Raw genomic sequence first — 21,751 nt, forward strand, 5'->3', positions numbered from 1 at the left:
GTGTTGCCCCTATCATGCGAACGGGGTTACCATATTCTGGTCTAGCCGCGCAGGCTTGTCCTGCCGCTTCTCATCCTTCACCGATCGGAGATGACCGGCTGTGTATCCGGGCCGGGGTCATGGATCTCTGTCGACGGTGCCGAAGCGCAGGTGTTTCCGAGCTCGCTCGCAGCGGACCGCACATTCTCACCGTCCACCGCGGACGGACTCCCTGACGCACAGACGCAGGGAAACGTAGACCTCACGCAGTTCTTGTCTGCGGGAGGAACGAAAGGACTTCCGTGACCGATACGGACCTGATCACCGCACCTGCCGAGCAGGAATCCGCGGGTTCGGCCGGCCCCGACTCGGGACGACCGGCGACCAAGACACGTGCACGCACCGGCCTGTCCGGCATGGTGCTCAGCGAACTGCGGACCGTCGCCGGTGAACTCGGCATCAAGGGCACATCCGGGATGCGCAAGGGCGATCTGATCGCCGCCATCAAGGAGCGCCAGGCCGGCGGCGACGCCCCGGCCGCGAAGAGCGGCCCGACGCGGTCGAAGGCGGGCTCGTCGAAGCCTGCTGCGGCCGACGAGCAGCTGACCATCGGCGGCGACTCCCCGGCTCCCGCCGGTGGCGAGACGGCCGAGAAGGCCGACGCTCCCCGCGGGACGCGCACTCAGCGCGGTGCCGGCCGGAAGGCCGCCGATGCCGATGCACCGATCAGCGCCGAGGCGCCGGCCGGCGACAGCACGCCTGCCGACAACAAGACCGACAGCCCCAGCACCGATGGCGTCGCCAAGAACGCGACGACATCCGACGCCCCGGCCGCAGATGCCGCCAAGGGCGGCAGTGCCCCCGAGGCCGACTCGACGGAGGCCGGCGCGGGTCGTGACCGGCGTCGCGGGCGCGACGGCGCGGGCGACGCCGCAGCCGACTCCGACGGTGGTGAGCAGCGCACTCGTCGCAACCGCAACCAGAACCGCGACAACCAGAACCGCGATGGCGGTCAGAATCGCGACAACCAGAATCGCGACGGGGGCGGCCAGAACCGCGACAAGCAGAATCGCGACGGCGGTCAGAACCGCGACAACCAGAATCGCGACAACCAGAATCGCGATGGCGGTCAGAACCGCGACGGGGGCCAGGACCGCGATGACGACGGGGAGGGCGGCGGTCGCCGGCGCGGTCGCCGGTTCCGTGAGCGTCGCCGTGGCCAGAACCGCGACACCCCGAACGAGCCGCAGGTCTCCGACGACGACGTGTTGCAGCCCGTCGCCGGCATCCTCGACGTGCTCGACAACTACGCCTTCGTTCGCACGTCGGGTTATCTCGCGGGGCCGAACGACGTCTATGTGTCGATGAACCTCGTTCGCAAGAACGGACTTCGACGCGGCGACGCGATCACCGGCGCGGTGAAGGTGCCGCGCGAGGGCGACCAGCAGAACCAGCGCCAGAAGTTCAATCCGCTGGTGCGGCTGGACACCATCAACGGCGGCGACGTCGAGACCGCCAAGCGCCGCCCCGAGTTCAACAAGCTCACGCCGCTGTACCCGAACCAGCGCCTGCGGCTGGAGACCACTCCCGAGCGGCTCGACACCCGTGTGATCGACCTGATCATGCCGATCGGCAAGGGGCAGCGCGCCCTGATCGTGTCGCCGCCCAAGGCAGGTAAGACGACGATCCTGCAGGACATCGCCAACGCGATCGCCACCAACAACCCCGAATGCCACCTCATGGTCGTCCTCGTCGACGAGCGTCCCGAGGAGGTCACCGACATGCAGCGTTCGGTCAAGGGCGAGGTCATCGCGTCGACGTTCGATCGGCCGCCGTCAGATCACACCTCGGTGTCCGAGCTCGCGATCGAGCGCGCCAAGCGACTGGTCGAGAGCGGCAAAGACGTTGTGGTGCTGCTGGACTCGATCACGCGACTGGGTCGTGCGTACAACAACGCATCGCCCGCGTCGGGCCGAATCCTGTCGGGTGGTGTCGATTCGACCGCGCTGTATCCGCCGAAGCGGTTCCTCGGCGCGGCGCGCAACATCGAGAACGGCGGGTCGCTCACGATCATCGCGTCTGCGCTCGTCGAGACCGGCTCGACCGGCGACACTGTGATCTTCGAGGAGTTCAAGGGCACGGGCAATGCCGAGTTGAAGCTCGACCGCAAGATCTCCGAACGTCGGGTGTTCCCGGCCGTGGACGTGAACCTGTCGAGTACCCGTAAGGACGAGTTGCTGCTGTCGCCCGAGGAGTTCTCCATCGTGCACAAGCTGCGTCGTGTGCTCTCGGGTCTCGATTCCCAGCAGGCCATCGATCTGCTCCTCAGTCAGCTGAAGAAAACCAAGACGAACATGGAGTTCCTGATGTCGGTGCAGAAGACCGCACCGGGTGCGGGCAACGACTGAGTTCGTCCGGCACTCTCGCGACACGGCCCCGACCCGCGCTCACCGCGGATCGGGGCCGTGTCTCGTAACAGGTCCCTGAGGAGCCCCGGAGCTTGCGGAGTCGCGTCAGCCGTTGCTCCCTGAGGAGCCCCGGAGCTTGCGGAGGGGCGTCAGCCGTTGCTCCCTGAGGAGCCCCGGAGCTTGCGGAGGGGCGTCAGCCGTTGCTCCCTGAGGAGCCCTGGAGCTTGCGGAGGGGCGTCAGCCGTTGTTCCCTGAGGAGCCCCGGAGCTTGCGGAGGGGCGTCACGAAGGGTCAGCCGGCGAGATCGGCGGTCAGGTGCTCCCAGGCCTGGCCGAGTGCCGGGGCAAGCGCTCCGGTCTGGGTCACGACCAGCGCGCACTCACCCCGCCGGGTGTAGATCTCCAGTGACCCGGTACGGCCCGACACCCCGTGGGGCCACGTGACCCAGCATTCGCCGACCAGATCGAAATTGATCATCACCCGGGTGGCGCCCGACGCCAGCACCATCTGGCCCCGATGCTCGTGGGCGCCGTCGAGGCGATCCTGACGCATCTGCATGCATCCCGGCGCCGCCGTCGCGAACGTCACCGTCATCCCGAGCCGTGACGCGTGCTCGAGCGCGGCGATCACCGCGCGGTTGTCGACGCGGGCGGTGCGCGGACAGTCGAGGCGGGGGAGGCTCCTCAGCCGGGCGGCGCCACCGTCGGTGAGTATCGCGTCGAGCTGTGCGAGCTGGTCGTCGCCGGTCGATGCCGTCGGAGTCGTACGTTGTGGCGCAGGCGAATCCGAGAGTGGCCCGTCCAGGCCCGGGGCTCCGCCGGCGAGCGCCATGGCCTCGAATGCCAGGCGATCGGAGTTCTCGGTCAGGTAGGTGGCGTGAGCGGTGTTGCCGCGATGGTCGAACAACCGCAGGGTCGGCGGAACGTGGGCGGCGGGATCGCTGAGCAACGTCGACGACAAGCGAGAGGGATTGAGCCGCAGAGCTATTCGGTGTGGGTCCACCCGAATCGGACCGCCGACCGAGACCGGGTCGTCGTGGACCCCGACCGCGTTCATGATCACCGGACCGGCGACCGTGACGCCGACGACCTGGGCGAGTCCCGGTAGTCGGGCAGCGACCGCGGGGACGTCGTGGTTCACCGAGGAGTCTCCGAATCCGGCTGTCCGCAGCAGGATCTCGAGATCGCTGCGGGCGGGCGGATCGTCCCCGGTGGAGTCGGTCATCTCAGTAGACGTCGCGGAGGTAGCGATTATCCGAGCGCAGGCGCTCGACATACGCCGCGGCTGCCTCGGCGTCGAGACCGCCGTGTTCGGCGACGATCTCGTGCAGTGCCGCATCCACGTCGTCGGCCATCGTCGCGGCATCGCCGCAGACGTACAGGTGCGCGCCGGACTCGAGCCAGGCGAGCAGCTCGGATCCGTGCTCGCGCATCCGGTCCTGGACGTAGACCTTGTGTTCCTGGTCGCGGGAGAAGGCGAGGTCGAGCCGATCCAGCACGCCGCCGGCGACGAGGCGATCGAGTTCCTCGGCGTACAGGTGGTCGTGCGCACGGTGCTGGTCACCGAAGAACAGCCAGTTGCTGCCGGTGGCACCGGTTGCGGCCCGCTCATGCAGGAAGGCCCGGAAGGGGGCGATGCCGGTGCCCGGGCCGATCATGATGGCGGACACATCCTCCGCGGGCAGGCGGAACTTCTTGTTGGGGGAGATGAAGACGGGCACGGTGTCACCGGGAGCGCACCGGTCGGCGAGGTGCGTCGAGCAGACACCTCCGCGATCCCGGTCGGCGACGGTGTAACGCACCGTGGCCATCGTGATGTGCACGGTATCGCCGTGGACCCGGGGGCTCGAGGAGATCGAGTACTCCCGATGGGCCAGCGGACTCAGTTCCTCGAGCAGTTCCTCGGGGGTCGGGGTGAACGTCGGGTCGAGATGCAGGAGATCGAGGACGTCGAGCCCGTGGAGCCACGCGTCGAGTGCCTGTGGGTCGCCGGCGTCGAGCAGTCGGCACAGTTCGGGGTGCCCGGTGCGGTCGGCGACCACCCGGACCAGATACTTCGACGGTGCGCAGATCTCGTACCTGCTGGTCAGCGCCTCGCGCAGCGTGTAGGTGGCCTTTCGGTCGGCGATGATCTCGTCGCCGGCAGCGCCGAGCCGGTTGAGGAGCAGGTCGACGAGCGCCGGATCGTTCGCGGGAGCGATGCCGATTCCGTCGCCGGGCTCGTAGCTGATGCCGCTGTCGCCGAGGTCGAGTTCGAGATGCCGGACCTCCTTGGCCGATCCGGGGCCGGAGAGCACCTCGTTCGTCACGACCGTCGCCGGGTAGGGATTGCGCCGGTTCCATGGCGAGCGCACCGTCTTGCCGGTGCGGCGAGCAGGGGAGGCGGGTGCGGTGTCGACTGCGAGGCTGCTGCCGGTGGAGGCGGCGTCGTACATCGATGGTTCCTTCGGAGACGTCGTACTCGGGAGCGGGCGCCGCGGACCGTACCCGCGGGCGAGGCCACACTACTACACTTAGGCAACCCTTACCAGGTTCGCGACCTGTGTCACGTGTCCGGCGTGCGGCCGGGCCGTACCCCGACCTGCCGGGAATGGATTCGATCGGCCCGCCGTTGAGGCACCTGCGACCGCGGTGACCGGGATTTTTCCCGGTGATGCCCTACGTGGCATACTGATCGGTCGAGTCCGGTTCCGGTTCACACCGTCGAGAGGCGACGGTGACCCGGCGACCACAGAAAGGGACAGCCAGACATGAAGCAGGGAATCCACCCCGAGTACGCGACGACCACCGTCGTCTGCGGCTGCGGCAACACCTTCGAGACCCGCAGCACCGCTGCCAACGGTCGGATCAACGTCGAGGTCTGCTCGCAGTGCCACCCGTTCTACACGGGCAAGCAGAAGATCCTCGACACCGGCGGCCGCGTTGCCCGGTTCGAGAAGCGCTACGGCAAGCGCGCCAAGTAGACCACGCTGCGACGCCCGCCCGACGATTGTCGGGACGGGCGTCGCTGTGTTTCCGGTCAGTGTTCTTCCCGGTGTCGCTGCCTGCCGGCACGGCATCGGACGACAAGTGAGGTCGCCTTCATGAGTACCCAGAGTCCCTCGGCCATCGACGACATCCTCGCCGAGCACTCGGGCCTCGAACGTCAGCTGGCCGACCCGGCCCTGCACGACGATCCGACTGCGGCTCGTCGCGTGGGCAAGCGATTCGCCGAGCTCGCGCCGGTCATGGCGACCTACACCCGGCTGAAGGCGGCGCGCGAGGATCTCGAGGCCGCGCGCGAACTGGCCGCCGACGACGCATCGTTCGCCGCCGAGATCCCCGCGCTCGAGAAGACCGTCGACGAGCTCGACGCCACCCTGACCGACCTGCTGGCCCCGCGCGACCCCCACGACGCCGACGACGTGGTCCTGGAGATCAAATCCGGTGCCGGCGGCGAAGAGTCGGCGCTGTTTGCGTCGGACCTGGCCCGCATGTACCTCAAATACTGTGAGCGACACGGGTGGAAAGCGCAGGTCCTCGGCGTCACCGAGTCCGATCTCGGCGGGTACAAAGAGGCCACCTTCTCGATCAAGTCCAAGGAGGCCGTCCGCGACGGGGTGTGGTCGCGGCTGAAGTTCGAGGGTGGCGTGCATCGCGTCCAGCGCGTACCGGTCACCGAGTCGCAGGGGCGGATCCACACGTCGGCGGCCGGGGTGCTGATCTACCCGGAGCCCGAAGAGGTCGCCGAGGTGACGATCGACGAATCCGAACTGCGCATCGACGTCTACCGCTCGTCCGGCAAGGGCGGTCAGGGCGTGAACACCACCGACTCGGCGGTGCGGATCACCCACCTGCCCACCGGGATCGTCGTCACCTGCCAGAACGAGCGCTCCCAGCTGCAGAACAAGGCCCGGGCGATGCAGGTCCTCGCCGCCCGTCTCCAGTCCGCGGCCGAGGAGGAAGCCGAGGCCGCGGCAGCGCAGGGACGCGCCGCGCAGATCCGCACCGTGGACCGGTCCGAACGGATCCGCACCTACAACTTCCCCGAGAACCGCATCACCGACCACCGCATCGGATACAAGGCGAACAATCTCGACGCGGTGCTCGCCGGTGACATGGACAACCTCCTCGACGCGCTCGTCGCCGCGGACCGCCAGGCCCGCATGGAAGCCGAACAGACGCCGTGACCGGCACGCCGACCCCGAGGTCGGACGAACTGCGGGCGGCGACCGCCCGTCTCGCCGACGCCGGGATCGACTCCGCGCGCCGCGATGCCGAATGGCTGATGGCGCACGTGCTCGGGATCGACACGGGCCGGCTGGTCCTGGTGGACACGATCGATGACGCTCCGGCGCGCGCGTTCCGGTCGGCGGTCGAGCAGCGAGCGCAGCGGATTCCGTTGCAGCACATCATCGGAACCGCCGCATTCGGCCCGGTCGAACTCGCCGTCGGGCCGGGCGTGTTCGTCCCGCGACCGGAGACCGAGTATCTCCTCGAATGGGCGGTCGGCCACCTCCGCGTGACGCCGGGTACCGCTGCCGACTTCTGCAGCGGCAGTGGTGCACTGGCCATCGGTATCGCGGCGATGAGTCCCGCGACGCGGGTCGTTGCGGTCGAGGCCGACGAGGACGCCCTGGTGTGGTTGCGCCGCAACGTCGCCGACACTGCGCAGACGATCGGGTCGCGGGTCGACGTGGTCGCCGCCGACGTCACCGATCCCGAGCAGGTCGCGGAGTCCATCCCGGCCGGCACCGTGTCGGTCCTCGTCACGAACCCGCCCTATGTCCCACTCGATGCCGCGGTCGGACCCGAGGTCGCCCACGACCCGCCCCGCGCCGTCTTCGGCGGCGCCGACGGGATGTCGGTCATCGTGCCGATGGTGCCGGTCATCGCCCGCACGCTGGCCCCCGGCGGCGTCGTCGGGATCGAGCACGACGACACGACCGCGGACTCGGTGGTGGCGTGCCTGCACGCGCACGGCGACTTCGACGAAGTGACCCGGCACGCGGATCTGACGGGTCGGCCGAGGTTCGTGACGGCACGCCGACGGTAGGCCGGGTCCGTCGGGCACGGCATGGCAGGATGATCGGGTGAGCACTGTTTTCGACTGCAACGATCCACAGAACCGCTCCTCGGGGATTCGGGCGGCGGTCGGGGCGGCGAAGGCCGGACGGCTGGTCGTGATGCCCACCGACACGCTCTACGGAGTCGGTTGCGACGCCTTCGATTCCGACGCTGTCGGCGCGCTCTTGGCTGCCAAGCACCGTGGGCGCGACATGCCGGTCCCGGTCCTGGTGGGTTCCTGGCACGCGATCGACGGCCTGGTCCTCTCCGTTCCCCAGCCCGCGCGCGACCTGATCGAGGCGTTCTGGCCCGGTGGCCTGAGTCTGGTTGTCCGACAGGCGCCCTCGCTGGCGTGGGATCTCGGGGACACCGACGGCACGGTCATGCTCCGGATGCCGTTGCACCCGGTGGCGATCGACGTGCTGCGAGAGGTGGGTCCGATGGCCGTCTCGAGCGCCAACGTCTCGGGGCGTCCACCGGCGACGACCGCCGACGAGGCGCGCGAACAACTCGGGGACGAGGTCGCGGTGTATCTCGACGGCGGGCCCGCGCCGGCCGCGCAGGCGTCGACGATCGTCGACGTCTCCGGTCCGAGTCCGCGCATCCTGCGTGAGGGCGCCGTCTCGACGGAGGCGGTCGCCGAGGTGCTCGACACGGACCCGGCCACACTGCTCTCGGAGTCATGAGCGCGGACGCGCACGGGTTCGGTCCCGGCGGCGCCCTCACCGGTGACGCCACGGTCGACACGTTGCTGGGGCGCGAGGCCGGTCGGCGTCGCGACACGCTGCAGCTGCTCGCCAGCGAGACCGAGCCGACGCCGGGGGTGCGCGCCGCGATGGCGTCGGTCTTCGACGCGAAATACGCGGAGGGATATCCCGGGGCGCGCTACCACGGCGGATGCGAAGTGGCCGACGAACTCGAGGAGCTCGCCGTCGACCGCGCCCGCGCGCTGTTCGGCGCCGAGTACGTCAACGTCCAGCCGCTGTCGGGGAGCGCGGCGAACCTCGCCGTCTATGCCGGCTTCGCCCAGCCCGGCGACCCGGTGCTGGCATTGCGCCTCGAACACGGGGGGCACCAGACGCATGGTTCGCGGGCGAACTTCTCCGGCCGGTGGTTCTCGCCGCTGCACTACGAGGTGCGCCCGGACGACGAACTCGTCGATTACGACCAGGTCCGTGATCTCGCGCTGGTGCATCGGCCCCGGATTCTCGTCGCCGGCGCCGCGTCGTACTCGCGGACGTTCGACTTCGCGGTTCTGCGCCAGATCGCCGATGAGGCCGAATGCATCCTGTGGGTCGACGCCGCGCACCTCGCCGGACACGTCGCTGCCGGCGTGCTGCCTTCGCCCGTGCCGCACGCCGACATCGTCACCTTCTCGACCAACAAGGTGATCCGCGGTCCGCGCGGCGGCGTCATCCTCGCTCGCGCCGAACACGGCGAGGCGCTGCGCAAGGCCGTCTTCCCGTTCGTGCAGGGCGGTCCCGCGATGCACTCCGTCGCCGCGAAGGCGGTGGCCTTCGCGGAGTCGGGGACCGACGAGTTCGCCGACTACGCGCGATGCGCGGTGGAAAATGCCCGCGCGATCGCCGCGGAGCTCTCTGCTCGTGGTGCCCGGGTGGTGTCCGGCGGTACCGACATCCACCTCGCGGTCATCGACGTGAGCGGCTTGGGGATCTCCGGGATGGAGGCGCAGCACCGGCTCGGCGCGGCCGGGATCGTCGTCGACAAGGCAGTCCTGCCGTTCGAGAACCGGCCGGTCTCCGAGGGGTCGGCGATCCGGATCGGTACTCCGGTCGTCACCGAGCGGGGCATGACCTCCGCCATGCACCCGGTGGTCGTCGACGCGATGGTCGACGCGATGTCGACCGACGATCGTGAGACGCACCGGCGGATCCGTCGCGAGATCGCCGAACTGGCCTACGGGTAGCGTGGTCGCAATGTTCGAGACCCTGCCCCGTCGGACGCCGGTGGTGACGCGATGACCGGTGCTGCACCGGCGTTGCTCGCCGCCGCGGATGGGGGAGGGACGGGCGTGCCCCTGCGTGAGCTGCTGCTCGTGGGTCTGACCGCCGCCGCCATGACCTATCTGCTGACCTCTGCGGTACGCGTCTTCGCCATCCGCGCCGGCGCGGTCGCCGTGCCCCGGGTCCGCGACGTGCACGTGATTCCCACCCCCCGTCTCGGCGGGCTCGGGATGTTCGGGGGTGTGGTCGCGGGTATCGCACTGGCCGCCAACCTCCCCGCGCTCAACCGGGGGTTCGCCTACACCACCGACATGACGGCGGTGATCGCCGCCGGCACGGTCATCGTCCTCGTCGGCGTCGTCGACGACAGGTGGGGGCTGGACGCGCTGACCAAGTTCGTCGGACAGCTCACCGCGGCCGGGGTGCTGGTGCTGCTCGGAATCAGCTGGCTGCAGCTCTACATCCCGTTCGCCAACATCGGGACGCTCGTGCTCGACCCGTTGCAGGCCGGCCTGCTCACGGTCGCGATCACGGTCGCGACGATCAACGCGATCAACTTCGTCGACGGCCTCGACGGTCTGGCCGCCGGGCTGGGACTCATCGCCGCGGCCGCGATCTGCATGTTCTCGCTGGGGCTGTTGCGCGACCAGGGCGGCGATGTCAGCTACTACCCGCCGGCCCTGATCTCGGTGGCGCTGGCCGGAGCGTGCCTCGGGTTCCTACCGCACAACTTCTCTCCCGCAAGGATTTTCATGGGCGACTCCGGGGCGATGCTCATCGGGCTGTTGCTCGCCGCGGCCTCCACCAGCGCGTCCGGCCGCATTGCCGTCAACGCCTACGGCCCGGCCGACATCTTCACGCTGCTGTCCCCGCTGATCCTCGTGGCCGCCGTCGTCTTCATCCCGATGCTCGACATGTTGCTGGCGGTGATCAGGCGGACCCGGGCCGGAGTCGGCTTCTACACCCCGGACAAGATGCACCTGCATCATCGACTGCTCGAGCTCGGGCACTCGCAGCGCCGGGTCGCCCTGATCATCTATTTGTGGGTGGGGGTCCTGGCGTTCTCGGCGGCGGCGAGCACGCTGTTCCCGCTGTCGGTGGTCGCCCCGGCATTCGGTGCGGGACTCGTCGTCGCGATGCTGGTCACGATGGCGCCGCGCCTGCATCGACGCTTCGCCGAACTGCGGACGGCGACCAAGGCCTATCACTGACCGGTGAGACGGGGTCCTGGGGTTTTCGGGAATGCCGCCACTGGGCCTAAGGTAAGGAAACCGTAAACACTGGTGTACTATCGCCTGTAGTAGTCGGTGAGAGCTCAGATCCGGACACAAAGCCCCGGATTCATCTCTTGCCACGTATGACCCCCGGTGAGACGCCAGGAATGGTGTTGGTAGGGTCACACCAAACGCGAGCTGACGCCCAGCGGCCATGTGTTGCTGCACGCACGCGGGTACCCCGTGCCATCGGTATGGAGTAGGAGAGCTGAGGAGAGGGACATGACCGCATCTGCCCCTGAATCGGCCCCCGTCTATCCTCAGGCTCCGACCGGACTCCGCCGCCCCGCGCTCATCGCGGGCGGGTTCGTCGTGGTGGTCGCCGCCGTCTCGCTCGCCGTCGGGCATCCGCTCTTCGCGGTGTTCTTCCTGCTCGGTGTCGCCGGGATCTTCGTCAACGCGATCCTCGTCCGACGTGCCGTCGACGTCGTCGTCGCCGACGACAACCCGCGCAAAACCGCGCTTGCTCTCAACTCCGCCATGCGACTCGGTGCCATCACGGCGCTCGCGCTGCTGGCGGCTTTCCTGGTCCAACCCGACGGGTTGGGCGCGATGTTCGGACTCGCCATCGGCCAAGTGGTCTTGGTGCTGAACACGGTCATTCCGGTGATGAAAGGACTTCGTAGCCAACCATGACGACCGCCTTCAACCTTGCCGCAGAGGATGGCGAACCGGCCATCCAGGTGGGTCACTACACCAAGTTCGAGTTGTTCGGACTGACCTTCAACCTGGAGACCATCATCGCGACCGCTCTCGCGGCGGCGATCCTGCTCGCGCTGGCCTTCTACCTGAAGTCGAAGGTGACCTCCACGGGCGTGCCGTCGGGTGTGCAGCTCTTCTGGGAGGCGATCACCATCCAGATGCGCGGTCAGGTCGAGAGCGCCATCGGCATGAAGGTCGCGCCGTACGTGCTGCCGCTCGCGGTGTCGCTGTTCACCTTCATCCTGATCTCCAACTGGCTGTCGATCCTGCCGGTGCAGGTCGGTCACCACGAGATCCTCAAGCCGCCGGCCGCGGACGTGAACTTCGCCTACGCCCTCGCCGTGTTCGTGTTCGTCTGGTACCAGATCGCCGGCTTCCGGGCACGCGGCCTGCTGGGTCACCCCAAGCGAATCATCAAGGGACACGTGGCATTCCTTGCGCCGATCAACGTGATCGAGGAGTTCACCAAGCCGATCTCGCTGTCCTTGCGACTCTTCGGCAACGTCTTCGCCGGCAGCATGATGGTCGCCCTCATCGCGCTGTTCCCGCCGTACATCATGTGGGCGCCCAATGCGATCTGGAAGTCCTTCGAGCTCTTCGTCGGTCTGATCCAGGCGTTCATCTTCGCCCTGCTGACGATCCTCTACTTCTCGCAGTCGATGGAGACCGAGGATCACTGACCGCCCACACCGGGCACCCGCGCGGGGCACCTGACGACCGCGCCCACAACCGAACACGACGACCTGCTCCGGCACCTGTCGGCGCAACCTCCAGACCTGACACACCAGATGTCAGCAACGAAAGGGAAATATCACAATGGATCCAATGATTGGCCTCGGCGCACTCATCGGTGGCGGCCTGATCATGGCCGGTGGCGCCGTCGGTGCCGGTATCGGTAACGGTCTGGCCGGTAGCCAGCTGATCGCCGGTATCGCCCGTCAGCCCGAGGCACAGGGTCGCCTGTTCACCCCGTTCTTCATCACCGTCGGTCTGGTCGAGGCGGCCTACTTCATCAACCTGGCCTTCATGGCGCTCTTCGTGTTCGCCACCCCGATCAGCGCCGGCTGATCGTCGCTCTCCCTTTTGTCGCCGAGTAGAAACGACACCTCACCACAATGACGCTTGCTGCAGAGAACTTCCTGCTCCCGAATGGAACGTTCTTCGTTGTCCTGCTCATCTTCGTGATTTTGCTGCTGGTCATCCGCAAGTTCGTGGTTCCGCCGATCCAGCAGGTCCTCGAGGAGCGGGACGCGATGATCCACTGCACCGTGGAGGACAATCGCACCGCCGCCGCCGAATTCGAGGATGCGGACGTGCAGTTCCGTTCGCTCCTGAAGGAAGCGCGCGGTGAGGCCACCGCCAAGCGCGACGACGCTCGCGCCCAGGGTCGTGAACAGCTGAACGAGATGAAGCAGGCGGCGACCGCCGAGGCCGACGCCGCTCTGCAGTCGACCAGCTCCGAGCTGGCGACGCAGGGTGAGCAGGCCGCCTCGACGGCTGCAGCTGATGTGGACGCACTCGCCAAGACGCTTGCGGCGCGTGTGCTCGGTGTCGACTCGGCCACTCTTTCCGATACCCGATCGACGAGCGGAGCGGTGAACTGATCATGGCTGCCAACACTGAGACCGAATCCGACCAGGGGCCCATCGGCACCTGGCTCCACGACATCGGTGCTGCGTTCGACCCCGCGATCTTCATCGCTCAGCTCTTCGGCTTCGCGGTCATCATCTTCCTGCTGTGGAAGTACGTCCGCCCGCCGGTGCAGAAGATGATGACGGATCGACAGGAGACGGTGCGCCAGCAGCTCGCCGAGAGCGAGGCCGCTGCCAAGCGCGTCGCCGACGGCAAGCAGGCGCGCGAGAAGGCCGTCGCCGAGGCCAAGGCCGAGGCCGAGCAGCTGAAGAAGGACGCCGAGGCCGACGCCGAGGCGATCACCTCCGACATCCGCGCGCAGGCCGATCACGAGGTCAAGCGCATCTCCGAGCACGGCCGCAACCAGGTCGCCCTGGTGCGCGCCAACCTGGTCCGCCAGTTGCGTACCGATCTCGGACTCACCGCCGTCGACAAGGCCGGCGAACTGGTGCGCAACCACCTGGCCGACGACTCCGCCCAGGCGGCGAGCGTCGACCGGGTCATCGACGAACTGGAGGAGATGTCGGCGGGTACGTCGAACTCCGTCGCCTCCAGCGCCTCGCTCGTCGGGCTGCACGCGATGCGTGCCGCCAGTCGCGATGCCGCACTGGCCGTGTCGGAGCAGTTCGATTCGGCGGCACTCGATCTCGACGGTTCGGCACTGGCCGCCGCGTCGGGTGACCTCACCGCGGCGATCAACTTCCTCGGCGAGAACCCGGTGCTGCGCAAGCGCCTGGTCGAGGACGACGAGAACCCCGAGGGCAAGAAGGCCATGGTGCACCGGCTGTTCGACGGCAAGGTCGCCCCGGTCGTCGTCGAGGTCCTCGCGACCGCGTCGAGCCAGCGGTGGTCGTCGTCGAGCGATTTCGTCGTCGGCCTGCGCCGCCAGAACTCCCTGATCGTGCTCACCGCCGCCGAACGCGACGGGGTCATCGAGCAGGTCGAGGACGAGCTCTTCCGTGTGAGCCGAGTCCTCGAGGCCAACCCGCAGCTCTCCTCGCTGCTGTCGGACCACGGCAAGGACGCCGACAAGCGCGTCGATCTGCTCCAGAAGCTGGTCGGTGACAAGGTCGGCACCCACACCTGGACGCTGCTGTCCTCGACCGTGCGCCTGCTGCACGGCCAGGCCGCGGACGTCGCGGTCGATCAGCTCGCCGAGCTGGCCGCCGCCCGTCGCGGCGAGTCGGTCGCCCACGTGGTGTCCGCCTCACCGCTGTCGGACGCCCAGATCGATCGACTGTCGAGCGTGCTCGGCGGAATCTACGGTCGGACCATCTCGGTGCAGACCGAGGTCGCGCCGGAGCTGCTCGGCGGTCTCCGGATCAGTGTCGGCGACGAGGTCATCGACGCCGATGTCGCGACGCGACTGGCCAAGGCCGCGGAAACACTGCCGCGCTGACGAGCTCCTCACCCGACCACCCGAACCCACGAAGCCCCAGAGCTCAGAGCCTTTGAGTCTCAGAGCCACATCAAAGGAAAGACGAGAACCCATGGCGGAGTTGACGATCTCACCAGACGAGATCAAGGGAGCGATCGAGCAGTACGTCTCGTCGTTCGAAGCCGAAGCGTCGCGTGACGAGGTCGGCATCATCACCGATACGTCGGACGGCATCGCTCACGTCAGCGGCCTTCCGAGCGCAATGGCCAACGAGCTCCTCGAGTTCCCGGGCGGCGTCCTCGGCGTCGCGCTGAACCTCGACGAGGATGAGATCGGCGCCGTCATCCTGGGTGACTACGAGTCCCTGGAAGAAGGCCAGCAGGTCAGCCGTACCGGCGACGTGCTCTCCGTCCCCGTCGGCGATGCGTTCCTCGGACGCGTCGTCAACCCGCTGGGCGCCCCGATCGACGGCCAGGGCGACATCGAGGCCGACGAGCAGCGCGTCCTCGAGCTGCAGGCCGCATCGGTGCTCGAGCGCCAGCCGGTCGAGGAGTCCCTCGCCACCGGCATCAAGGCCATCGACGCGATGACCGCCATCGGCCGCGGACAGCGTCAGCTCGTCATCGGCGACCGCAAGACCGGCAAGACCGCGGTCTGCATCGACGCCATCCTGAACCAGAAGGCCAACTGGGAGACCGGCGACCCCGCCAAGCAGGTTCGCTGCATCTACGTCGCGATCGGTCAGAAGGGCTCGACCATCGCGGGCGTCAAGTCGGCGCTCGAAGAGGCCGGCGCGATGGAGTACACCACCATCGTCGCGGCTCCTGCCTCGGACTCGGCCGGCTTCAAGTGGCTGGCGCCCTACACCGGCTCGGCCATCGGCCAGCACTGGATGTACCAGGGCAAGCACGTCCTCATCGTGTTCGACGACCTGACCAAGCAGGCCGAGGCCTACCGCGCGATCTCGCTGCTGCTGCGTCGCCCGCCGGGCCGCGAGGCATACCCGGGTGACGTCTTCTACTTGCACTCCCGTCTGCTGGAGCGTTGCGCGAAGCTGTCCGACGAGCTCGGCGGTGGCTCGATGACCGGTCTGCCGATCATCGAGACCAAGGCCAACGACGTCTCGGCGTTCATCCCGACCAACGTCATCTCGATCACCGACGGTCAGGTCTTCCTGGAGTCGGACCTCTTCAACAAGGGTGTCCGTCCCGCCATCAACGTCGGTACCTCGGTGTCGCGCGTCGGTGGTGCCGCACAGACCAAGGGCCTCAAGAAGGTGTCGGGCTCGCTGCGTCTGGAGCTGGCCCAGTTCCGTGAGCTGGAGGCCTTCTCGGCCTTCGCCTCCGACCTCGACGACGCGTCCAAGGCGCAGCTCGAGCGCGGTGCCCGCTGGGTCGAGATGCTCAAGCAGGACCAGTACACCCCCTTCTCGGTCGAGGACCAGATCGTCTCGATCTACCTCTGCGGTGAAGGCCACTACGACTCGGTCCCGGTCGACGACGTGCGCAACTTCGAGACCCAGCTGCTGAGCCACCTGCACCACAACGCGACCGGTGTCTACGACTCGATCGCCGGCGGCAAGGTCCTCACCGACGACCAGGCCGAGGCCCTGATCGCCGAGACCAACAAGTTCAAGAACGGCTACCTCACCCACGACGGCCGTCGTGTCGTCAACGAGGCCGAGGCCGAGGCGATGGATGCCGACAACGTCGAGAACGAAGAGATCAAGATCCGCAAGTGATCTCAGACGTCAACGGACATTGCGATAAGGAAGGGGTGAGGGCTCATGGCCAGCATTCGTGAGCTGCGCTCACGCATCCGGTCGGTCCAGTCGACCAAGAAGATCACCAAGGCGCAGGAACTGATCGCGACTTCGCGCATCACCAAGGCCCAGGGACGGGTGGCCGCGGCCAAGCCGTACTCGCAGGAGATGACCGCCGTGCTCTCCGAGCTGGCGAGCAACTCGGGTTCGCTGGACAACCCGCTGCTCAACGAGCGGGAGAACCCGAAGCGTGCCGCGATCCTGGTCGTCACCAGCGATCGAGGTATGTGCGGCGGCTACAACGCCAACGTGCTGAAGGCGACCCGCGAACTCATCGCGCTCCTGCGCGAGGAGGGCAAGGAAGCCGTCCTGTTCGTCATGGGACGCAAGGGAGTGGGGTTCTTCGGCTTCCGGGGTCTGGAGGTCGCCGATTCCTGGACGGGCTTCTCGGAGTCCCCGCAGTACTCGGACGCCGCGACCGCGACGAGCTTCCTCGTGGATCTCTTCGTGGCCGGGTCGGGCACCGAGGTCGAGCGCCCGGGCGGCGACGGCAGCCTCGAGGGCGTCGACGAGCTTCACCTCGTGTACACGCGCTTCCAGTCGATGCTGGCGCAGGTGCCCGAGGTCCGGCGGGTCGCGCCGCTGGTCGTGTCGACCGACGACGATTCGTCCGACGACACGCCGTCGCGCAACTACACCTTCGAACCCGGGGCCGAGACGCTGCTCGACGCGCTGCTGCCGAAGTACGTGGCGACGCGGGTCTACGCGGCACTGCTGGATTCGTCGGCATCGGAGTCGGCCGCGCGCCGTACCGCGATGAAGGCTGCGACCGACAACGCCGAGGACCTGTCCAAGTCGTTGTCGCGCGAGGCCAACCAGCTCCGCCAGGCCCAGATCACCCAGGAAATCAGCGAGATCGTCGGCGGCTCGAGCGCACTGGCGAACTAGCCGTCTGCGCCAGTCGAGTCCGGACCGACGAGAACCCATACTTCGATAAAGAGGAAGTGACCCAAGCACCATGACCGCAGCAGTAGAAACCCCCTCCGCGCAGTCGGCGGGTTCCGCCGACGGGCGGGTCGTCCGCATCATCGGCCCCGTGGTCGACGTCGAGTTCCCGCGGGGCTCGATTCCTGAACTGTTCAACGCCCTGCACGCCGAGGTCGCCCTCTCCTCGGTCGCCAAGACGCTGACCCTCGAGGTCGCCCAGCACCTCGGCGACAACCTGGTGCGCACCATCTCGATGCAGCCGACCGACGGCCTGGTCCGCGGCGCGGCGGTGTCCGACACCGGCAAGTCGATCGTCGTGCCGGTCGGTGACGTCGTGAAGGGTCACGTCTTCAACGCCCTCGGCGACTGCCTCGACAGCCCGGGCCTCGGCCGCGACGGCGAGCAGTGGAGCATCCACCGCAAGCCGCCGGCCTTCGACGAGCTCGAGGGCAAGACCGAGATCCTCGAGACCGGTATCAAGGTCATCGACCTGCTGACCCCGTACGTCAAGGGCGGCAAGATCGGTCTGTTCGGTGGTGCCGGTGTCGGCAAGACCGTGCTCATCCAGGAGATGATCACGCGTATCGCGCGTGAGTTCTCCGGTACCTCGGTGTTCGCCGGCGTCGGCGAGCGCACCCGTGAGGGCACCGACCTCCACCTCGAGATGGAGGAGATGGGCGTTCTCCAGGACACCGCGTTGGTGTTCGGTCAGATGGACGAGCCGCCGGGCACGCGTATGCGCGTGGCTCTGTCGGCGCTGACCATGGCGGAGTACTTCCGCGATGTGAAGCACCAGGACGTGCTGCTCTTCATCGACAACATCTTCCGCTTCACGCAGGCCGGCTCGGAGGTCTCGACCCTCCTCGGTCGTATGCCGTCCGCGGTCGGCTACCAGCCGACGCTGGCCGACGAGATGGGTGAGCTCCAGGAGCGCATCACGTCGACCAAGGGCCGCTCGATCACCTCGCTGCAGGCGATCTACGTCCCCGCCGACGACTACACCGACCCGGCGCCGGCCACCACGTTCGCCCACCTCGATGCCACCACCGAGCTCTCGCGTCCGATCTCTCAGCTGGGTATCTACCCCGCCGTGGACCCGCTGACCTCGACCTCGCGCATCCTGGAGGCGTCGATCGTGGGCGACGAGCACTTCCGCGTCGCCAACGAGGTCAAGCGCATCCTGCAGAAGTACAAGGAACTGCAGGACATCATCGCCATCCTCGGTATGGACGAGCTCTCCGAAGAGGACAAGGTCACGGTGCAGCGCGCTCGCCGTATCCAGAAGTTCCTCGGCCAGAACTTCCTCGTCGCCGAGAAGTTCACCGGCCAGAAGGGCTCGGTCGTTCCGCTCGCCGACACCATCGAGGCCTTCGACCGTGTCGCCAAGGGCGAGTTCGACCACCTGCCCGAGCAGGCGTTCAACAGCTGCGGTGGACTCGACGACGTGGAGGCCGCCGCCGCCAAGATCAGCGGAAAGTAGCGATTCGCCATGGCTGAGAAGTCCTTCCACGTGGAGGTTGTCTCCGCGGATCAGAGCCTGTACTCGGGAGAGGCCACGTTCGTGATCGCGCAGACCACCGTCGGTGAGCTGGGTGTCCTGGCCAACCACGAGCCGCTCCTGGGCCAGCTGGTCCCGGGTGGCTTCGTGGTGATCGTCGAGGAGAACGGCAACCGTCGCGCGGCAGCGGTCGAGGGCGGATTCCTCTCCGTCACCGGCGAAGCCGTCACGGTGCTGGCGGAGTCTGCCGACTGGGCTGACGACGTCGACGTCAACGCGGAGAAGACCGCGCTCGACGAAGCGGAGCCGGATTCGCCGGAGTACCACCGTGCTCACGCGCGTTTGACTGCGGCACAACACCTTTCACGCTAGAACGGACCGCGGGAGCGGTTCGGGTCAACGACCGGCCTCGGCCGGCCACCGGGATCACCCCGGTGGCCGGCCGAGGCCGTTTGGCGTCTCATGTGCAGGTTCTGGCATGCTTGTGATCACAGCCCCCTGTCCCGCGTGCGCGCAGCCCAAGCCGTCTTGAGCCCTACCGGGTTCGACGCTTCGTTCGCACGCGGTGACCGGACGAAGGAGTAGGTGATGTCGCTGGCGGTCGTGTTGCTCAGTGTGCTGCTGGCGGTGGCGGTCCTGGTGTGTGCGCTTCTGATCATTCGCCTCGCCCAGCTTCGGCGTGCCGGCACGCCGGTCCTGCTGCGCACCGTGCCCGCGGCGGTCGACGAGGGATGGCGGCACGGCACGGTGCACTACAGCGACAACTCGCTGCGGTACTACCGCCTCACGTCCCTCAAGCCCGGACCGAACGTGACCTTCGCACGACAGGGGATGGAGATCTCCGGTCGTCGCGCGCCCGAAGGAACCGAGACCGAGATCCTGGACGGCATGCTCATCCTGCAGGTCCAGACCGCAGGCCAGGCCGATGACGACTACGAACTGGCCATGGGGCCGGGCGCGGTGACCGCGTTCCAGTCCTGGCTGGAATCCCGTCAGTCCGCGAGATCGCAGCGGCGCAAGAGCGCCTAGGATCGGTTCTTCGCCGGTGTGTCAGGATCCCGGCTTCGCCTGTGTGTCAGGATCCCGGCTTCGCCGGGGGCCGTTGCCGGCTACCGCCAGGCACCCATTTGACGTCGCCGGGGGAGTCCGCGGTCGTGCGGTTCGCGACCCGCGACAGGATGAACAACAGATCCGACAGCCGGTTGAGGTACTTCGCCGGCAGCACGCTGGTGTCGTCCGGATGGGCGGCGACCGCGGCCCATGCCGACCGTTCCGCCCGCCTGGTGACCGTGCGTGCTTGGTGCAGCAGGGCGGCGAGGGGTGTCCCGCCCGGCAGGATGAACGAGTCGAGCGCGGGGAGATCGGCGCCGAAGGAGTCGCACCAGCGCTCCAGGGCGTCGATGTAGTCCTGGGCGATGCGCAACGGCGGGTACTCGGGATCGTCGACCACGGGCGTGGACAGATCTGCGCCGGCGTCGAAGAGGTCGTTCTGGATCGTGGTGAGGACTTCCCGGATGTCGCCGGGTACGTCGCCGCCGAGGGCGAGGGCGAGACCGATGGTGGCGTTCGCCTCGTCACAGTCGGCGTAGGCCACCACGCGCGGGTCGGTCTTGGGGACCCTCGAGAAGTCGCTCAGTCCGGTGGAACCGTCGTCACCGGTCCGGGTGTAGATCCTCGTCAGGTGTACCGCCATGCGTCGAATGTACTGCGCGGGACCCGCGTGGCCGGACGCACGGGGTCGGACGTACGGGCCGGGGGCCGGTGAACCCGGGCGGTTAAGGTGGCAGGCGTGAGTGATCGGTTTCTGGTGTCCGGGGGAGCGCGTCTGTCCGGCGAGGTGGCAGTGGGCGGCGCGAAGAACAGCGTCCTGAAACTGATGGCCGCCGCACTCCTCGCCGAGGGGACGACCGTGCTGACCAACGCACCCGAGATCGCCGACGTCCCGTTGATGGCCGACGTACTCCGCGGTCTGGGTGCGGTCGTCGACATGGACGGCGAGACGGTGTCGATCACCGCCCCCGCGGAGCCGAAGTTCCACGCCGACTTCGCGGCCGTCCGGCAGTTCCGCGCCTCGGTCTGCGTTCTCGGTCCGCTGATGGCGCGCTGCCATCGAGCCGTCGTCGCGCTGCCCGGCGGCGACGCGATCGGGTCGCGGCCACTCGACATGCACCAGGCGGGTCTGCGCGCGCTGGGTGCCACCAGCTCCATCGAACACGGTTGTGTGGTCGCCGAAGCCGACAGGCTGATCGGCGCACCGATCGCGTTGGAGTTCCCCTCGGTGGGGGCGACCGAGAACATCCTGATGGCGGCCGTGCTGGCCGAGGGGCAGACCACCATCGACAACGCCGCGCGCGAGCCGGAGATCGTCGACCTCTGCGTGATGCTGCAACAGATGGGCGCACGGATCGACGGAGCCGGAACGTCGACGCTGACCGTGGTCGGCGTCGACCGGTTGCAGCCGACCACCCATCGGGTCGTCGGGGACCGCATCGTCGGGGCCACCTGGGGGATCGCGGCCGCGATGACCCGCGGTGACGTGACCGTCCGGGGCGTGAAACCCCAACACCTGCAACTGGTCCTGAACAAACTGGTGGACACCGGAGCCGTGGTCGACACCTTCGACGACGGCTTCCGGGTCCGGCACGACCGTCGTCCGACCGCCGTCAACGTCTCCACGCTGCCGTTCCCCGGCTTTCCCACCGATCTGCAGCCGATGGCCATCGGTCTCGCGTCCATCTCCGACGGCATGTCGGTCATCACCGAGAACGTCTTCGAGGCCCGGTTCCGCTTCGTCGAGGAGATGATCCGTCTGGGTGCCGACGCGCGGACCGACGGTCACCACGCGGTCATCCGCGGGATCGACCGCCTCTCGAGCGCGCCGGTCTGGTGCTCGGACATCCGCGCGGGAGCCGGCCTCGTACTGGCCGGACTCGTCGCCGACGGCGTGACCGAGGTGCACGACGTCGAGCACATCGACCGGGGCTATCCGCATTTCGTGGAGATCCTGCGCAGTCTCGGGGGCGAGATCGAGCGCGTGCGCGACTGAACCTGTCCGATCGGGCAGGTACCGACCCGTCCCTGCGGGTGCACTGTGGTCGAGTACGGGCAGGACCCCTTGTCCC

At 67.9% G+C, this 21,751-nt stretch carries 21 protein-coding genes; 18 read left to right on the plus strand and 3 right to left on the minus strand.

Annotated features, from left to right (window positions below):
- The first annotated feature begins 281 nt into the window (after positions 1 to 281).
- Entirely contained in the window at positions 282 to 2,387 is a 2,106-nt protein-coding gene (gene rho / locus KTR9_RS10325; protein WP_014926339.1) for a transcription termination factor Rho, read from the plus strand.
- Between the two features lie 291 nt (positions 2,388 to 2,678).
- Here the strand turns inward: rho and KTR9_RS10330 are convergent, their stop codons facing one another.
- The gene (locus tag KTR9_RS10330; protein ID WP_044506420.1) at positions 2,679 to 3,611 is read right to left on the minus strand and encodes a heme transporter; all 933 of its coding nucleotides are present in this window, start codon (positions 3,609 to 3,611) and stop codon (positions 2,679 to 2,681) included.
- A 1-nt stretch (position 3,612) separates the two neighbouring features.
- A complete protein-coding gene (locus KTR9_RS10335; protein ID WP_014926341.1) occupies positions 3,613 to 4,821 on the minus strand; it encodes a sulfite reductase subunit alpha in 1,209 nt (402 codons plus the stop codon).
- Positions 4,822 to 5,136: 315 nt separating this feature from the next.
- Between KTR9_RS10335 and rpmE the strand changes: the two genes are divergently transcribed.
- From rpmE to KTR9_RS10415, 16 genes are all read left to right on the plus strand, one after another.
- On the plus strand, positions 5,137 to 5,349 hold the full coding sequence (rpmE, locus tag KTR9_RS10340; protein ID WP_010842972.1) for a 50S ribosomal protein L31: 213 nt from the start codon (positions 5,137 to 5,139) through the stop codon (positions 5,347 to 5,349).
- A gap of 120 nt (positions 5,350 to 5,469) precedes the next feature.
- The gene (gene prfA / locus KTR9_RS10345; RefSeq protein ID WP_010842973.1) at positions 5,470 to 6,555 is read left to right on the plus strand and encodes a peptide chain release factor 1; all 1,086 of its coding nucleotides are present in this window, start codon (positions 5,470 to 5,472) and stop codon (positions 6,553 to 6,555) included.
- Entirely contained in the window at positions 6,552 to 7,421 is an 870-nt protein-coding gene (locus KTR9_RS10350) for a N5-glutamine methyltransferase family protein (RefSeq protein ID WP_014926342.1), read from the plus strand. The genes prfA and KTR9_RS10350 overlap by 4 nt, the downstream gene beginning before the upstream one ends.
- Before the next feature lie 37 nt (positions 7,422 to 7,458).
- Positions 7,459 to 8,118 carry an L-threonylcarbamoyladenylate synthase gene (locus KTR9_RS10355; RefSeq protein WP_014926343.1) on the plus strand — a complete coding sequence of 220 codons (660 nt, stop codon included), beginning with the start codon at positions 7,459 to 7,461 and terminating at the stop codon, positions 8,116 to 8,118.
- Complete coding sequence (gene glyA / locus KTR9_RS10360) at positions 8,115 to 9,359, plus strand: serine hydroxymethyltransferase (RefSeq protein WP_014926344.1); 1,245 nt, start codon at positions 8,115 to 8,117, stop codon at positions 9,357 to 9,359. Before KTR9_RS10355 ends, glyA begins: the two co-directional genes overlap by 4 nt.
- Positions 9,360 to 9,410: 51 nt before the next feature.
- Positions 9,411 to 10,607, plus strand: coding sequence for a glycosyltransferase family 4 protein (locus tag KTR9_RS10365; protein WP_010842977.1), 1,197 nt, complete (start codon positions 9,411 to 9,413; stop codon positions 10,605 to 10,607).
- A 285-nt stretch (positions 10,608 to 10,892) separates the two neighbouring features.
- Entirely contained in the window at positions 10,893 to 11,306 is a 414-nt protein-coding gene (locus KTR9_RS10370; RefSeq protein ID WP_010842978.1) for a hypothetical protein, read from the plus strand.
- Positions 11,303 to 12,052, plus strand: coding sequence for a F0F1 ATP synthase subunit A (gene atpB / locus KTR9_RS10375; RefSeq protein ID WP_014926346.1), 750 nt, complete (start codon positions 11,303 to 11,305; stop codon positions 12,050 to 12,052). The genes KTR9_RS10370 and atpB overlap by 4 nt, the downstream gene beginning before the upstream one ends.
- 136 nt (positions 12,053 to 12,188) lie before the next feature.
- Complete coding sequence (locus KTR9_RS10380; RefSeq protein WP_004021252.1) at positions 12,189 to 12,440, plus strand: F0F1 ATP synthase subunit C; 252 nt, start codon at positions 12,189 to 12,191, stop codon at positions 12,438 to 12,440.
- Positions 12,441 to 12,487: 47 nt separating this feature from the next.
- The gene (locus KTR9_RS10385; RefSeq protein WP_014926347.1) at positions 12,488 to 12,976 is read left to right on the plus strand and encodes a F0F1 ATP synthase subunit B; all 489 of its coding nucleotides are present in this window, start codon (positions 12,488 to 12,490) and stop codon (positions 12,974 to 12,976) included.
- A gap of 2 nt (positions 12,977 to 12,978) precedes the next feature.
- Positions 12,979 to 14,403, plus strand: coding sequence for a F0F1 ATP synthase subunit B/delta (locus KTR9_RS10390; RefSeq protein ID WP_010842982.1), 1,425 nt, complete (start codon positions 12,979 to 12,981; stop codon positions 14,401 to 14,403).
- A gap of 91 nt (positions 14,404 to 14,494) precedes the next feature.
- Positions 14,495 to 16,123: a F0F1 ATP synthase subunit alpha gene (gene atpA / locus KTR9_RS10395; protein WP_010842983.1), complete on the plus strand. Its 1,629-nt coding sequence runs from the start codon at positions 14,495 to 14,497 to the stop codon at positions 16,121 to 16,123.
- A 45-nt stretch (positions 16,124 to 16,168) separates the two neighbouring features.
- A complete protein-coding gene (locus KTR9_RS10400) occupies positions 16,169 to 17,092 on the plus strand; it encodes a F0F1 ATP synthase subunit gamma (protein ID WP_014926348.1) in 924 nt (307 codons plus the stop codon).
- Between the two features lie 70 nt (positions 17,093 to 17,162).
- Positions 17,163 to 18,611 (plus strand): F0F1 ATP synthase subunit beta, encoded by a 1,449-nt coding sequence (gene atpD / locus KTR9_RS10405; protein WP_010842985.1) that lies wholly within the window; start codon positions 17,163 to 17,165, stop codon positions 18,609 to 18,611.
- A 9-nt stretch (positions 18,612 to 18,620) separates the two neighbouring features.
- Complete coding sequence (locus KTR9_RS10410; protein ID WP_004021258.1) at positions 18,621 to 19,001, plus strand: F0F1 ATP synthase subunit epsilon; 381 nt, start codon at positions 18,621 to 18,623, stop codon at positions 18,999 to 19,001.
- A 216-nt stretch (positions 19,002 to 19,217) separates the two neighbouring features.
- Entirely contained in the window at positions 19,218 to 19,658 is a 441-nt protein-coding gene (locus KTR9_RS10415) for a DUF2550 domain-containing protein (protein ID WP_010842986.1), read from the plus strand.
- Between the two features lie 46 nt (positions 19,659 to 19,704).
- Here KTR9_RS10415 and KTR9_RS10420 read toward each other — a convergent pair whose 3' ends face one another.
- The gene (locus tag KTR9_RS10420) at positions 19,705 to 20,322 is read right to left on the minus strand and encodes a cob(I)yrinic acid a,c-diamide adenosyltransferase (RefSeq protein WP_010842987.1); all 618 of its coding nucleotides are present in this window, start codon (positions 20,320 to 20,322) and stop codon (positions 19,705 to 19,707) included.
- Between the two features lie 96 nt (positions 20,323 to 20,418).
- Between KTR9_RS10420 and murA the strand changes: the two genes are divergently transcribed.
- Positions 20,419 to 21,675, plus strand: a complete 1,257-nt coding sequence (gene murA / locus KTR9_RS10425) for a UDP-N-acetylglucosamine 1-carboxyvinyltransferase (protein WP_014926350.1) — start codon at positions 20,419 to 20,421, stop codon at positions 21,673 to 21,675.
- The last annotated feature ends 76 nt before the right edge of the window (positions 21,676 to 21,751 follow it).

The organism is Gordonia sp. KTR9 (assembly GCF_000143885.2).
Taxonomy (GTDB): Bacteria; Actinomycetota; Actinomycetes; order Mycobacteriales; family Mycobacteriaceae; genus Gordonia.

Bases quoted from the DNA above. Each gene is read 5' to 3' on its own strand.
- atpD (WP_010842985.1), top strand. From the start codon at position 17,163: ATGACCGCAGCAGTAGAAACCCCCTCCGCGCAGTCGGCGGGTTCCGCC.
- KTR9_RS10415 (WP_010842986.1), top strand. From the start codon at position 19,218: ATGTCGCTGGCGGTCGTGTTGCTCAGTGTGCTGCTGGCGGTGGCGGTC.
- KTR9_RS10370 (WP_010842978.1), top strand. From the start codon at position 10,893: ATGACCGCATCTGCCCCTGAATCGGCCCCCGTCTATCCTCAGGCTCCG.
- KTR9_RS10330 (WP_044506420.1), bottom strand. From the start codon at position 3,611: ATGACCGACTCCACCGGGGACGATCCGCCCGCCCGCAGCGATCTCGAG.
- KTR9_RS10385 (WP_014926347.1), top strand. From the start codon at position 12,488: ATGACGCTTGCTGCAGAGAACTTCCTGCTCCCGAATGGAACGTTCTTC.
- KTR9_RS10390 (WP_010842982.1), top strand. From the start codon at position 12,979: ATGGCTGCCAACACTGAGACCGAATCCGACCAGGGGCCCATCGGCACC.
- KTR9_RS10410 (WP_004021258.1), top strand. From the start codon at position 18,621: ATGGCTGAGAAGTCCTTCCACGTGGAGGTTGTCTCCGCGGATCAGAGC.
- KTR9_RS10380 (WP_004021252.1), top strand. From the start codon at position 12,189: ATGGATCCAATGATTGGCCTCGGCGCACTCATCGGTGGCGGCCTGATC.
- prfA (WP_010842973.1), top strand. From the start codon at position 5,470: ATGAGTACCCAGAGTCCCTCGGCCATCGACGACATCCTCGCCGAGCAC.
- KTR9_RS10335 (WP_014926341.1), bottom strand. From the start codon at position 4,821: ATGTACGACGCCGCCTCCACCGGCAGCAGCCTCGCAGTCGACACCGCA.
- KTR9_RS10420 (WP_010842987.1), bottom strand. From the start codon at position 20,322: ATGGCGGTACACCTGACGAGGATCTACACCCGGACCGGTGACGACGGT.
- atpA (WP_010842983.1), top strand. From the start codon at position 14,495: ATGGCGGAGTTGACGATCTCACCAGACGAGATCAAGGGAGCGATCGAG.
- KTR9_RS10365 (WP_010842977.1), top strand. From the start codon at position 9,411: ATGACCGGTGCTGCACCGGCGTTGCTCGCCGCCGCGGATGGGGGAGGG.
- rpmE (WP_010842972.1), top strand. From the start codon at position 5,137: ATGAAGCAGGGAATCCACCCCGAGTACGCGACGACCACCGTCGTCTGC.
- atpB (WP_014926346.1), top strand. From the start codon at position 11,303: ATGACGACCGCCTTCAACCTTGCCGCAGAGGATGGCGAACCGGCCATC.
- KTR9_RS10400 (WP_014926348.1), top strand. From the start codon at position 16,169: ATGGCCAGCATTCGTGAGCTGCGCTCACGCATCCGGTCGGTCCAGTCG.
- glyA (WP_014926344.1), top strand. From the start codon at position 8,115: ATGAGCGCGGACGCGCACGGGTTCGGTCCCGGCGGCGCCCTCACCGGT.